The organism is Pseudomonas sp. Leaf48, assembly GCF_001421885.1.
Taxonomy (GTDB): domain Bacteria; phylum Pseudomonadota; class Gammaproteobacteria; order Pseudomonadales; family Pseudomonadaceae; genus Aquipseudomonas.
In genome coordinates this window covers 1-13,457 of record NZ_LMLH01000022.1, presented here as the reverse complement: position 1 = coordinate 13,457, position 13,457 = coordinate 1, and the positions used below count along the sequence as shown (strand labels likewise).

The 13,457-nt window shown below is 58.2% G+C and carries 11 protein-coding genes; 8 read left to right on the top strand and 3 right to left on the bottom strand.

Annotation, left to right across the window (positions count from 1 at the left end):
- Positions 1 to 312: 312 nt before the first annotated feature.
- Positions 313 to 507: a hypothetical protein gene (locus tag ASE98_RS14300; protein WP_060541980.1), complete on the top strand. Its 195-nt coding sequence runs from the start codon at positions 313 to 315 to the stop codon at positions 505 to 507.
- 115 nt (positions 508 to 622) lie between these two features.
- Positions 623 to 814, top strand: a complete 192-nt coding sequence (locus ASE98_RS14295; protein ID WP_060541982.1) for a hypothetical protein — start codon at positions 623 to 625, stop codon at positions 812 to 814.
- Here the strand turns inward: ASE98_RS14295 and ASE98_RS14290 are convergent.
- Complete coding sequence (locus tag ASE98_RS14290) at positions 811 to 1,872, bottom strand: AI-2E family transporter (RefSeq protein WP_060541979.1); 1,062 nt, start codon at positions 1,870 to 1,872, stop codon at positions 811 to 813. The genes ASE98_RS14295 and ASE98_RS14290 overlap by 4 nt on opposite strands.
- A 298-nt stretch (positions 1,873 to 2,170) precedes the next feature.
- On the opposite strand from ASE98_RS14290, the gene ASE98_RS14285 reads away from it, so the two are divergent.
- The 6 genes from ASE98_RS14285 (at position 2,171) to ampC (ending at position 11,495) form a co-directional block, all read left to right on the top strand.
- Positions 2,171 to 5,956, top strand: coding sequence for a response regulator (locus ASE98_RS14285; protein ID WP_060541978.1), 3,786 nt, complete (start codon positions 2,171 to 2,173; stop codon positions 5,954 to 5,956).
- 182 nt (positions 5,957 to 6,138) lie between these two features.
- A complete protein-coding gene (locus tag ASE98_RS14280) occupies positions 6,139 to 7,263 on the top strand; it encodes a response regulator (RefSeq protein WP_269084473.1) in 1,125 nt (374 codons plus the stop codon).
- Positions 7,264 to 7,325: 62 nt separating this feature from the next.
- The gene (locus tag ASE98_RS14275; RefSeq protein ID WP_060541977.1) at positions 7,326 to 8,735 is read left to right on the top strand and encodes a GGDEF domain-containing protein; all 1,410 of its coding nucleotides are present in this window, start codon (positions 7,326 to 7,328) and stop codon (positions 8,733 to 8,735) included.
- A 174-nt stretch (positions 8,736 to 8,909) separates the two neighbouring features.
- Positions 8,910 to 9,779: a winged helix-turn-helix domain-containing protein gene (locus tag ASE98_RS14270; RefSeq protein WP_060541976.1), complete on the top strand. Its 870-nt coding sequence runs from the start codon at positions 8,910 to 8,912 to the stop codon at positions 9,777 to 9,779.
- Positions 9,780 to 9,909: 130 nt separating this feature from the next.
- Entirely contained in the window at positions 9,910 to 10,272 is a 363-nt protein-coding gene (locus ASE98_RS14265; protein WP_156465508.1) for a hypothetical protein, read from the top strand.
- A 65-nt stretch (positions 10,273 to 10,337) separates the two neighbouring features.
- Positions 10,338 to 11,495, top strand: coding sequence for a class C beta-lactamase (gene ampC / locus ASE98_RS14260; RefSeq protein WP_060541974.1), 1,158 nt, complete (start codon positions 10,338 to 10,340; stop codon positions 11,493 to 11,495).
- Positions 11,496 to 11,552: 57 nt separating this feature from the next.
- Here the strand turns inward: ampC and ASE98_RS14255 are convergent, their stop codons facing one another.
- Together ASE98_RS14255 and ASE98_RS14250 are read right to left on the bottom strand one after the other, a co-directional pair.
- Entirely contained in the window at positions 11,553 to 12,104 is a 552-nt protein-coding gene (locus tag ASE98_RS14255) for a DUF4174 domain-containing protein (RefSeq protein ID WP_060541973.1), read from the bottom strand.
- A 141-nt stretch (positions 12,105 to 12,245) separates the two neighbouring features.
- Entirely contained in the window at positions 12,246 to 13,031 is a 786-nt protein-coding gene (locus ASE98_RS14250) for a sulfite exporter TauE/SafE family protein (protein WP_060541972.1), read from the bottom strand.
- Positions 13,032 to 13,457: the final 426 nt, after the last annotated feature.

The following is a 13,457-nucleotide window of genomic DNA, read 5'->3' as shown; positions in this document are numbered from 1 at the left end:
TAAGAGCGAAACCATAGGTGGCCGTTACCGCAGGAATGGATATACACCTAATCCAAATATCCACCTGGAGCCCTCCAACCTAAAGTGAACAGCATTACGTGTTGAGAGCGGGGCTTTTATTCCCGTTCGTCGCCAGAAGTCTGGATCCATCTCGTCAAGGTCGCTATCGGGACAATGCCCGGGGTGCTGGTTGGCAAGAATAATTGATCACTCTTTTGGCCCGCGTCACAAACGGTCATATTAATGTCACAAAAGATCCGCAAGCTCGGATCTGTCCGTTGATAACAGGTCAATAAAAACAAGGACGACCCCATGCCAACTCAAAACCCGCACCGCAACGCCGGCCTTTGCACCTCCAGCAAGGTCTATGACACACTGACCGAACTCAAGCACCTGGAAGGCCATCGCAGCGCCAAATTTCTTTCGCTGCTGACGCAAAACCTGGTGCGCAAAGGCCTGCTCAACGAGCAGGAAGTGGTGCAAATGCTCGATCAGGTCGTCAACTGATCGACAGCCGGTCTTTTACCCTCACTGGCGTCAATGACCACTATTGAAAACGTTGATTTTCGGTGAGAGCACCGGGGCCTTAAGGTAACTCCACAGATTGATGGAGGTACCTATGATGTCTCAAGTCCAGATCATGTCCGTTATCGGTAGCGCGGTTCCCGCACAACTCAGAAACCTGGGCATGCTCGCCTGCTGGTATCTGGTTCAGGATGGCGAGCCAATCAGTGGTCCGCTGACCTCGCTGCCCGCCGCCCGGGCACTGTCGCAACGCATTGGCACAGGCCAGTCCGGCAAACTCAGTGCTTAAGGCAACTGCACCCGCGGTTTGGTTTCGATGAAAATGGCCCAGCTCGACATGAACAGGGCCGCAATCAATGGGCCGATGACAAAGCCGTTGAGACCGAAAACCGCCAGGCCACCCAAGGTCGAGATCAAAATCATGTAGTCGGGCATCTTGGTGTCCTTGCCCACCAGGATCGGGCGCAGCAGGTTATCCACCAGGCCAATCACGAAGATCCCGAACAAGGTCAGCACGACCCCTTGCCAGATCGCCCCGCTCAGGAGGAAAAACGCCGCCACGGGTGCCCAGACGATCCCCGCACCCACCGCTGGCAGCAACGACAGGAACGCCATCAGTACCGCCCAGAGCAACACGCTGGGGATATCGAGCACCCAGAAAATCAGTCCGCCCAATGCACCCTGCGTGACAGCGACCAACAGGTTGCCCTTCACCGTGGCCCGCACCACCCGATTGAACTTGAGCTGTAGACGTCGTTTCTGCTGATCTTCCAGTGGTACGGCGGCCCGCACCTTGCGCGCGAGCTCAGAGCCATCGCGCAGGAAGAAGAACAGCATGTAGAGCATGATGAAAAAGCTGACGATGAACTCGAATGTACCCTGGCCAAAACTGAACGCCCGGGAGGCCAGGACCTGCCCGCCGGTCATCGCGCTTTTGACGATTTTCTCCCGCAACCCATTCAGCTCACCTATGCCGAACCGGTCGAGCAAATTCTGGAAGTATGCCGGCAGGCTGTGCTTGAACTGCGCCACATAGCCGGCAATGTCCAGCTCGCCGCTCTCGATGCGCTTGTACAGCGCCGCGCCTTCCTGCACCAGCAAGGTGCTGATGGTAATCACCGGCAGGATCGCGATCACCAGACATATGCTCAGGGTGCACAGCGACGTCAGGTTGCGCTCCCAGCCGAATTTCAGCTGCAACCGATGCTGCAAGGGCGCAAAGAGAATGCCGAGAATGACCGCCCAGAACACCGCGCCGTAGAACGGCAGCAGAATCCAGACAAATGCAACGCTCACCAGTGTCAGCAATACCATCAATGATTTGTCTTGTAGCGTCTCTTTACTCATATCCGATCCATGTCAGTACACCCGGACGTAAAACGCAACGCCCTGATGCTTAGTCCGCCACGGTTCGCGCGAGTGCCATCCGTTTGTTCTTCAAGCATAGATTCAGATCAACACCGGCCTATAACGCCCCCGCCACCGCAGGCGCCGCATACAGGACGCACCACATATTTTTTCAGGGTTTTTCATCGAGTCGAATTGCCTGGACAGGATGTTTTTCACAGCACGGGCCTTGGCGCGGCGGTTTACTGCACATTCAAGCTGCCGATAAGTGTTCGGGGCGATTGTCGCGGGAGAGCCCATGAGCCTGGTACGTCTGAGCAAACTCATTTCAGTGGGGTTTGGCATGGCCTTGGTTGCCTGCCTGATGACCCTGGCGCTGGATGAATACTTTGGTGAGCAGGCTGCGCAAGCCACGGATCGACGTCACCAGACGATCGTTGGCGTCTCGCGGATGGCCACCCTCAACCGTGAAATGACGCACCTCGCCCGTCTTTATGTAGGCACCGGCGATGAATTGTTTCTGAGCCAATACAACGAAAAATGGCAGAAAGGCCGGACATTCCACGGCATCACTCTGGATTTGCGCGCGATTGGCCTGAACGACTCAGAGCAAAAACTGCTGGATTTGGTCGAGACCATGGATACCAGGCAGACGAGCATGGAACGCATGGCAATGAAACAGAGCTTTCACGGCACGAGGGGGCCGTCATTGCTTGCCAGCACCACTTACGTCAATTCCGAGTGGGGTTTTGCTGTCGCGTTGGATCAACTGACCAGCTCAATTACCCTGCGTTTCAATAGTGACTTCGTTGCGGCTCGCAAAAAAGCGCAGTGGGCCAGCCAAATCAATGTCCTGATGCAGTTGATTACCCTGGGGGCGGGTCTGCTGGCGTTTTTGGTCATCCTGCGTCGGCAGCTGGTGACTCCCCTGCTGAGTCTTGCCGAACGCATGCGCCGCCTGCACGCTGGTGAAGATCCTGGGCAGCCGGAGCAGCGAAAGGGGCTCGCTGAAGTCGTGACCCTGGCCGAGGCAATCGATGCCTATGTGGACGTCAATGAAAAACTGCGCCGACAGCACTGGGTAAAAGAACTCCTCGGCGAGCTGATGCAAGCGTTGCAGTTATGCACCAGTCGGGAGGCCTTTGCGGCGACGCTGCAGCACAAACTGGGTGAATGCCTGGGTTGCCGGACGACGTTGCTGTTCGACGCAGAACCCTCTGGGGAGCGTACGGGCCAAGTGCACTACAGTCTGCCACTGCTGCAGGAAGGCCAGCAGCTGGCCAGCCTTGAAATCGACTTCGCCAACCGCCCGGATCCCGCCCAGCTGAAGTTTCTCGACAGCTTGCCCAACCGACTCGGTACGCTCCTGAGCTTGCTGGATCAACGCATTCACAATCAGCAATTGTTGCAACAGGCTCACCTGCAGGCCCGGCAACTGGAATCCCAGGCGGTGAAACTGCAACAACGCCAGCAGTCCCTGGAAACCACCGAGAGCTGGTATCGCAGCATCGTCGAGTTTGCCCCCAAAGCGCTGCTGGTGTTCGACGAACAAGGGGTGATCCTGGCTAACCAGCAGAGCGAAGCGACCTTTGGTTATGCCCCCGGCAGCCTGCTTGGCTTGAGCTACCGGGCACTGGTACCGGACAGCCAGTTTGAAGTCATTGAACACCTGCTCGAACGTGTGCGGCAGAAAAAGACGCTCGGCACGCTCGAGCTGATTGCCCGTCGCGCTGACGGTAGCGAGTTCCCGGCCGAATTGCGCCTGTGTCTGCTGCCGGCGCGACAGAATCGAGGGCAATGTCTGTGCGTTGCGTTTCGCGATCTCAGCCAGCGCAAAGCTGAAGAGCGCAGGCTGCGTGAAGCACACGAACAGCAGGAGGCCATCGTTAACTCGGCGCCCTATGGCATTGCCCTGGTGCGAGGCATGCTCATCGCCCAGGCCAACTCGCGGCTGGACGAACTGCTCGGCTACGCCGTTGGCGAACAGCTTCAGCGCTCCCCGCTGATCTGGCTGGAGCACGTCATGCCGGCACAGATGATGATCTCGTTCGAGGCGCAGGTGCGCGAGACGTTGAACCGTGGCGACATCTTTCAGCAGCGTTTGCAACTTTGCCGCCAGGACTCCAGCCGTTTCTGGGCAAGCATGAGTGCAAGGGCCATCAGCCCCGGCGACCTGTCCCGTGGCTCGATCTGGATCATCGAAGATATTTCCGCCCAGCAAGCGGCGGCCCAAGAGATGCAGCAGGCGCGGCAGCTGGCCGAGGAAAGCGCTCGGACCAAAGCCGAATTCCTCGCCAACATGAGCCACGAGATCCGCACGCCGATGAACGCCATCATCGGCATGACCTACCTGACCCTGAAAACGCAGTTGAGCGAACGCCAGCGCGACTACCTGAACAAGGTACAAAGCTCCAGCCGGCATTTGCTCGGTGTCATTAACGACATTCTGGATTTCTCCAAGGCCGAGGCCGGAAAGCTGCAATTGGAGGCCCGCGATTTCAGCCTGGCCCGGTTGCTGGAAGAAGCGCTGGACCAGGTACGTCCGCGTATTGCCGATAAAGGCCTGGATATGCGGCTGCATGTCGACGCAGATGTGCCGGAACGGCTATGTGGCGATCCGCTGCGTTTGCGGCAAATACTGCTGAACTACCTTAGTAATGCGGTTAAATTCACCGAACGTGGGCAGATCCGGGTGCAGGTCAGCCTGCGTCAGGCCGGCCCGGGTGACGCCTTGCTTTGCTTCAGTGTCACCGACAGCGGCATAGGGCTCTGTGCCGAGCAATTGCCACACATATTCCAGAGCTTTGTGCAGGCTGATACCTCCACCACAAGGCGCTTTGGCGGCACGGGGCTCGGGCTGGCAATCGCCAGACAACTGGCCGAACTGATGGATGGCCAAGTGGGTGTGCAGAGCGTGCCGGGTGAAGGAAGCACCTTCTGGTTTGAGGTTCGCCTGCTGCTGGCCGGCGACACGTTCATTGAAGGCTCGTATGCCACAGACCCTCTCAAAGATTGGCGAGTGACCGAGGGGACTCGTGTTTTGCTGGTCGAGGACAACAAATTGAACCAGCAGGTGGCCGCCGAAATCCTGCAGGCGGCAGGTTGTCAGGTAGATATCGCGGCTGATGGCAGTCAGGCGTTGAACCTGTTGGCCGGCGAGCGCTATGACCTGGTGTTCATGGATATGCAGATGCCGGTGCTCGATGGCCTGGCCGCCACCCGCCTGCTGCGTCAGCTGCCCGGGCTCGGCACACTGCCCGTCATCGCGATGACCGCCAATGCCGGAAAAGATGATCATGACGCCTGTCTGGCTGCGGGCATGAATGACTTTATCAGCAAGCCCTTCGAGCCGCAGACGCTCTATGCGGTGTTGCGGCGCTGGCAAACCGGGCCACAGGCCCGAGACAAGCTCGCCCTGGAGGTGGATGCTCCAACACAGGTGCACCGCGCGCATGCGTGCCTGGAACTCGAAGGTGTAGACATGGACGCCGGACTGCGCCGGACAATGGGTCGGCATAACCTGTATACGGACTTGCTGCGCAGCTACCTGACAGACCAGAGCGACTTGCTCAAACAACTGGGCGCGGCCCTTGCGGCGGGCGAACGGGATAGAGCCGAACTGTTGGCCCATAGCTGCAAAGGCGCGTCAGCGACCATCGGTGCTGATGCCGTCGCGCAAGCGGCCAATCAACTGGAGCAGTCACTGCGCGCAAAGAGTCCGCAGGAAGAGCTGCAAACCTGTCTGCAGGCGTTGTCTGAACCCTTGATGGCTGTGCTGGAGCAACTGCAGGAGAAACTTCCCGGTGAAGTGGAGACTGCACCGATAGTCGTGGATTTTGTCGAGTTGCAACGAATCTGCCGACAACTCGACGAGTTGCTGGGCGATTTCGATGCGCAGGCCGTGCCCTGTTTTTCCTCCCATGCCGCCTTGCTGCGGGACGCGTTCGCAAAACACTACCAGCCCCTGGAAAGCGCTGTGCAGCGTTTCGATTTCGAGCAGGCGCAGGTTTGTCTCAACGAGGCCCTGCTGGCCTGTGGAACGGGTGCGATAAACAGTGAAAGTATCGCTGTTCAGAAGTTTTAAGCGTTTTTCACAACCCGGCCATCAGGCTCCAGCCCATTTCAGAGCAGATTCATGGAGGGCATGCGTTACTGCAGTCAGTTGGCAGAGGCGATGTCCGTTGATCTTTGCGTCGCGTTCACGCAGCAGCTATTGCCCCCGCTGCTTTACTGACACATCTGTGACCTCGTCACGAGGAAGTCCAGTTGAACAGTTCGATCCATACACCCACCGTGCTGGTGGTCGACGATATGCCGGCCAACCTGCGGCTGATCAGTGAGATGCTAAGTGAGCTTTATCACGTCAAGATCGCCATCAGCGGTGCCCAGGCCCTGCAGATCGTACAACGCACGATCCCTGATCTGATCCTGCTGGATGTGATGATGCCCGACATGGATGGCCATGAAGTCTGTCGTAGACTCAAGGCTGATCCGAACACACGTGAAGTACCGGTCCTGTTTCTCAGCGCCAGGAATCACCACGAAGATGAGTGCCTGGGTTTCGAGCTCGGCGCCACCGACTACCTGTTCAAACCGATCAACCCGCCTATCCTGCTGGCGCGGGTGCAGACACAGTTGCGCCTGAAGGCGACAACGGACCTGTTGCGTTCGCACAATGCCTATCTCGATGAGCAAGTGATGGCGCGAACCCGGGAGCTGCAAGCCACCCATGACGTGACCATCCTGGCCCTCGCCTCGCTGGCCGAGACTCGGGACAACGAGACCGGCAACCACCTGCGCCGCACGCAGCATTACGTGCGGATACTGGCGGAAGAACTGCGCGATCACCCGCGATTCAGTGCACATCTTGATGACGAGAGCATTGAACTGATGTTCAAGTCGGCGCCACTGCACGATATCGGCAAGGTCGGGATTGCCGACCATATCCTGCTCAAGCCGGGGCGCTTGGAGCCAGCCGAATACGAGATCATGAAGAGCCACGCCCGGTTGGGTTATCAGGCCCTGGTCCATGCAGAGGAGCTGTTGGGCGCGCAAGTGCCTTTTCTGCGAATCGCCAAGGAGATCGCCCTGTGCCACCACGAAAAATGGGACGGCAGCGGCTACCCCAGTGGCCTTGCCGGTGATGCCATTCCCGTCAGCGCCCGCCTGATGGCGGTCGCCGATGTCTACGACGCGGTCATCAGTCGACGGGTCTACAAATCGCAAATGAGCCACCAGACCGCAGCGGCGATCATCCGCGACGGGGCCGGGCAACATTTTGATCCGGAGGTGGTAGCAGCCTTCATCACCCTGGAAAAACAGTTTGAGCAGATTGCCGAACGCTATGCCGACACCACTGACGAGGAGCCCCTTGAGGACAAGGCCGGCTAACGGCGGGTGAGTGACGGCAGAGTCAAGACAGCGGTGTCAGCAATCAGACCGGAGTAAAGATCATGAGTTGGGTCGTCAAGCACGCGCAGGTGATCAAGCGTATTTGCTGGATAACAGTGGCCGTTCTATCGATACTTACCGTGGTTGCCGTGGTCGATCGCTATCAACGCCAACAAATCATGCTGCTGGAGAGCCAGCAGGCACTGTTGGCTCAGCGAAGCGCCAGGGGTTACTCCGACCTGCTGAGCAATCTGCAGACCCACAAGTTGCAACAATCACTGCTGCTGGCAAATCCCCCTCCGCAGGGATGCCTGTCAGACGAGTTCATTGCCGGGCAGCAGCGATTCAATAAGACCCAGGCGGCGGATGTCGACGGGCTGTCACAACACACTTTGCGAGTACCGATTCACCAACTGGCACCTTTACCCAAGCCGCACGCGCCACGCATGAAAGTCAGCGGGGGCAGTTTGCACATGACCAGCGGACAACTCCTGGGCTATACCTGCGATAAGCGTTACGCAGTGATACAGCAAACGCAGACCCGCTTGAACCCACCTCCGCTGCTGCAGCCTCTGGCGTTGGGATCGGCGGTTTCCGAAGGGCTTGTCGTGCATGTTGCGTTGAACCAGGGTATGGGGCCAACCTTGTACTTCGACATTCGTTTCAACGCCGGCAAAGCAATCTATTTACCTGTCACCGGCACTGGCTGGCCGACCTCGCTGCCTGACCAGGTGCAAGGCGAAGAGCGCTTCTTGCGGCAATATGCGAATCTGCACCGAGAACTGCAAATGCGCATCTACAGTGAACCGCTGGCGCCGAATTTCCTCTCGCAGTTCCTCATTCTGAACGGCCAATGGTTGTTGCTGGCGGCCGGAGTAGTTGTCTGTCTGCTGCTGATCAACTGGCTGGTGGCGCACCTGATCGATGCCATTGTGGTGCAACATCGTGAAGCCTCCCACGACTTTCTCACCGGCCTGTACAACCGGCGGGCGGCGATGGCGCTGGCTGAAACCGAATTGGCACGCGCCACGCGCAAGCCCGGGCCGTTGTGTGTATTGATGATGGACATCGACCACTTCAAACAGGTCAACGATACCTACGGCCACGACGGCGGAGACCAAGTGCTGAAGTTTTTCGCGCAGTTGCTCCGTGAAACGGTGCGGCAACCGGATCTGGTCGCCCGCATCGGCGGTGAGGAATTTCTCGTGGTGTTGCCCGACACCGACCTGAGCGGCGCGCAACAGATGGCCCGGCGTCTGCTGCAAGTGCTGCGCAGCTCGACGGTGGACTATAACGGCAAGTGCTTCGGCATCACCTGCAGCATAGGTGTAAGCGCCTGGCATGGTCACGGGGATAGCCTTCAGAACTTGCTGGTGCGCGCCGACAAACTGCTTTATCAAGCCAAGCAGCAAGGCCGTGACCGCTATATCAGCGAGCCCCTGGCGGATTCTGCGCAGGTTGCGTACGTCTGAACGCGAGCCTCGATGGTGCTCGTATCCCGGACTGCTTCAATGATCACCACCCTGCAGCAGCGATTTGCACACCCGATCAACCGATATGTTGGCTAAAGCTGGGAATGGACGCTTAACTCTAGAGGTCGGCGACACACACCCGACCTGCCTTCCTGCCACATACGAAAGGGTTCCATGGGCCAACTGCTGATTGATGAACACTTGGTGTTCGACGAGAGTAACTTCCTGTTGTTTCGCGTGGACGCCACGGATGAGGAGCCTTTGCGCCTGGGGGCAATTGCCAGTCGATGCCTGGCCATGATTCTCAGGTCCGAGGGCGCTGTGGTGCGCAAGCGTGAACTGATGGCCGGGGCATGGGGGCAATACGGCCTGGAAGTGACCGACAACAGCCTGGCCCAGGTTGTCCGGCAGTTGCGCGTGGCGCTTGAGAAACTGCAACCGGATCGGGAGTTCATCCAGACCTTGCCTCGTATAGGTTACAAGCTCGCCGATGGCGTGCGGGTCGATGAGTTGACCACAGCGCAAAAAACGGCGGCTGGCGCCGGCAGTGAAGTACCCCACCCTGAAGCGCTTACTGTATTGCCCATGGCTGAGGCCCAAGACGAAGAAGTCGGGCATCCATCACTCATCAACATTCCAGCTTCGGAGCAACCTGCGCCAACGCAGCAACCGGTGCTTGCGACAGCGCGTCCAAGGCGATGGTATCTGTGGCTGGCCTTACCCCTTTGGGCAATCGGTGCCTTCATGCTAGGCAAAATCTGGCTGGCACCTTCGCAAGCAGTGGTGCTGCCAACGTTCAACGCTCCCGTCACCATTGATGATGTGCAGGTGCATCTGCCAGCTCAAGAAGTGCCGCCGCTGGAAGCTGCAGAGCTGGAACCGATGGTCCGGCACAGTCGAAAACTGGCGGGGCTGCTTGGTGTTGCGACGCAAAATCTGCATTTGTACCTGTTGCCGTCCCGTCGTGGTGCAGATCAGATTCTCTGCGACGGTGAGATGGAAGCGTCCAGCAGTCGCTGCATTGGGGTACAACAACATGACTAGACGCGCGGAAAATGCAGCCTGGTGCCTGGCCTTCGTGCTGGCTGGTCTATTGGGAGTGGGACTGGCACACCTCGTTGGAAGGCAAACCTCCGGCCCGGACCTTTGGTGCAACGGAGAAGGGGCTCACCAAGTGTCGTCGCAACAGCGTCCTGCGTGGATGACCACACGCTATCGACTGGACTTGAGGCCCACCGGCGTCAGTCATATGCGCCTGGTGGCGCAACTGATCGATGCCGACTCAGGGGCTGAACTCGGCACTATCCGTCGCAACAGTGCCTTTCGCGTGCAACAACAGGGGCACCGCTTGCAGCTCAATGTCGAGAGTAGCGCCAGAGGCGAAGCGGACAGTACGGCGCCTGAATTGTCGGGCACACTGGGCATGTTCATTTTCCGCTCGGACGGTAGCCTGAGTTACTGGATGCGGCCGTTGTCCGCGACCCGTTACCTGTTCGATGATGGTAACGACATGTTTGTTCTGTGCAGTAAGCGATGACGTCGTTTGTCGATCATCAGTAAATTGTCTAGATTTGGCTCCTCTGAAATCATGGAGCAAAGCCAATGACGGGCAAAATCAGACTCTCCACAATCACTCGCCTGGCGGCTGGCATCGCGCTGATTGGGGCAACCCAGTGTTTCGCCGAGCAACCGATAGAGACCCTGGTGAACGACGCGGTACGCCCGGTCATGCGCGACCATGGCATCGCCGGGATGGCGGTGGCTGTCACCCTGCACGGCAAAGCGCATTATTTCAATTATGGAGTGGCCTCCCGGGAAACCGGCAAGCCTGTCACGCCAGACACCCTGTTCGAGATCGGCTCGGTCAGCAAAACGTTCACCGCCACCCTCGCCGCCTACGCCCAGGCCAGCGGCAAGCTGTCATTGTCCGATAAAGCCAGCCAGGTACTGCCGGCCTTGCGCGGCAGTGCATTCGACAACATCAGTGTGTTGCAACTGGGCACCTACAGCGCCGGTGGCCTGCCGCTGCAATTCCCCCAGGATGCCGATGCGCCGGACAAGATGTTCGGCTACTACAAACAGTGGAAGCCGCTCTACCCCGCCGGCAGCCATCGCCAATACTCAAACCCCAGCCTCGGCCTGTTCGGTTATCTTGCCGCGCAAAGCATGGGGCAACCGTTTGATGCGCTGATGGAAAACACCCTGCTGCCCAAACTCGGTTTGCAGCACACTTTCCTCAAGGTGCCGCAGGCGCAGATGGCGCTCTACGCCCAGGGCTACAACAAGGATGACAAACCGGTACGAGTCGGGCCGGGGGCACTGGATGCCGAGGCTTACGGGATCAAAACCAGTGCGGCGGACTTGATTCGCTATGTCGAAGCAAACATGCATCCGGCGAACCTGGAAATACCCATGCAGCGAGCCATCGAACTGACCCGCAGCGGTTATTACACCGTCGGTGACATGACTCAGGGACTGGGTTGGGAGCTGTATCACTATCCGGTAACACTGGATCGGTTATTGGCTGGCAACTCGACGCAGATGGCCATGGAGGCGCACAAGGTTCAGTGGCTGAACCCGCCACAAGCGCAAGCGGACAATGTGCTGATCAACAAAACCGGATCGACGGGTGGATTCGGGGCTTACGTCGCATTCGTGCCGTCCAGGGACATTGGTATCGTGATCCTGGCCAACAAGAACTATCCCATTGCAGAGCGGATCAGGATTGCTCACACCCTGTTGACTGCGCTGGGCGACTGATCTTTTTCAAGACCAGATCCGCCAGCGCCTTTCTCACCAGCAAAATTCCATGTCGGATCAATCATCCGGCATTTGCGGCGGCTTGGCGGTCTTGGTCGCTTTGCCGTTTTTTGCGCCCTTGGTACCCTTGGCCGGTTCGGCCTCGGCGGGCGGTGTCACCACCGGTGGCGGCACGGCTTCTTTTTCCGCCGCCGGTAACTGATCGACAGTGCTGAAAATTTCCGTCAGTTCGATTGCGCCGGAATGATCCAGTTTCTTCTCGCCATCCTTGCCCACCAGAATGACTTTGGTCTGCGCACCTGCTCCCAGCTTCAGGGCACGGATCAGTGCCATCGTCGTCTGCGGGTCGAGGTCTTTACCGTCACGCTGGCCCATCGTGTTGATCACCGAATACAGCACCAGCTTGCGTTCGGAGAATCCCTGCTTGTTCGCAGGCTCCTCCAATGCCTTTTTAAGGCTGACCCAGGTCGGATCCACCGTGCTGGGTGCGATGACAATCAGGGAGCGGTTCCTGCCCTTTTCGATATCCAGTGGTGAATCGCCATCGGCGGCGAACAAGGTGCCGGTAAACGCCAGTAAAGTAGCCAGGGTCAGTGACCTGATGAGCATGCGCATCTCCTTTTGATATCCACGCTCTAATGATTGCGCATCGCGGCGATTGTTCCAGGTGACATACCGCAATTTGTGCTGCGTCTTGCCCCAAGCTTAGGTCAGGGCGGTCATTGCGCAACAGGCTGGGCCAGGGCTGATTCAGAACGCCAATTTGTAACCGATCAATACCAGCATGGTCGCCAGGCACGGACGCAACAGTTCATCGGAGATGCGCCCGGTCAAGTGGCTGCCCAGGTAGATTCCCGGCAACGAGCCGATCAGCAGGTAACCGAGCACGTGCCAGTCCATGTTGCCCATGCTTGCATGACCCAGGCCTGCAACCAGGGTCAGGGGTACGGCGTGTGCGATTTCCGTCCCCACCAGACGACGGGTCGGCAGCAGCGGATAGAGAATGAACAACGCCACGGTACCCAAGGCGCCGGCGCCAATGGACGTCAGCGCGACCATGGTGCCAAGGACCAGGCCTGTGATGACTGTCAGGACATTCAGACGCGTGCCACTGGGGTTGTAGTTGCCACCGGCGCGTTTGTGAGCGAAATCGAGCAGGCGTTTCTTGAACAGAATGGCCAGCGCCGTGGCGAACAAAACGAAGCCCAGGGCCTGTTTGATGATCGCATTCATCGCATCGGGTGAGCTGTGCAAACTACTGAGGAACCACAACGTCAGCGCCACTGCCGGCACACTGCCCAGCGTCAGCCAACCGGTAATGGCCCAGTCGATATTGTTGTTCTTCCTGTGAACCAGCACGCCACTGGATTTGGTGATGGCCGCGTACAGCAGATCGGTGCCGACGGCCGTTGCGGGATTGATGCCGAACCACAGCAGGATCGGGGTCATCAATGACCCGCCACCGACGCCAGTCATGCCGACGATAAAACCCACCACCAACCCGGCAACGACTAACCCGATGTTCACTAAATCCATTGATACGTCCACATAGATCGCAGGGGAAATCCGGCCCGCAGCATAGCGATTTTTCTTATAACCAGTTATATCGATACGATCTATCTTTATTCCCCAAACACAGCCTCCCTCTTTGTGGGAGCGGGCTTGCTCGCCAAAGCGGTGTGTCATCCAATACAACTTTCGACTGACATACCGCCTTCGCGAGCAAGCCCGCTCCCACAGGCAATGCTGTTCACTTAAGCATGGTGTTGTTAAGAACTGGATTGGGGGGATATCCATTGCTGCGGTAACGGCCACTTATGGTTTCGCTCTTACAGCGAGTCACTTTTGGAAGAGCCCAAAAGTAACCAAAAGGCTCTTGCCCCACCACTCGGTGCCTCGCTKTGGCTTTGGCTTTTGATTTTCTTGCCCCCTCGAGAGGCCGAGTGGAGGTTCTGCGCAGTG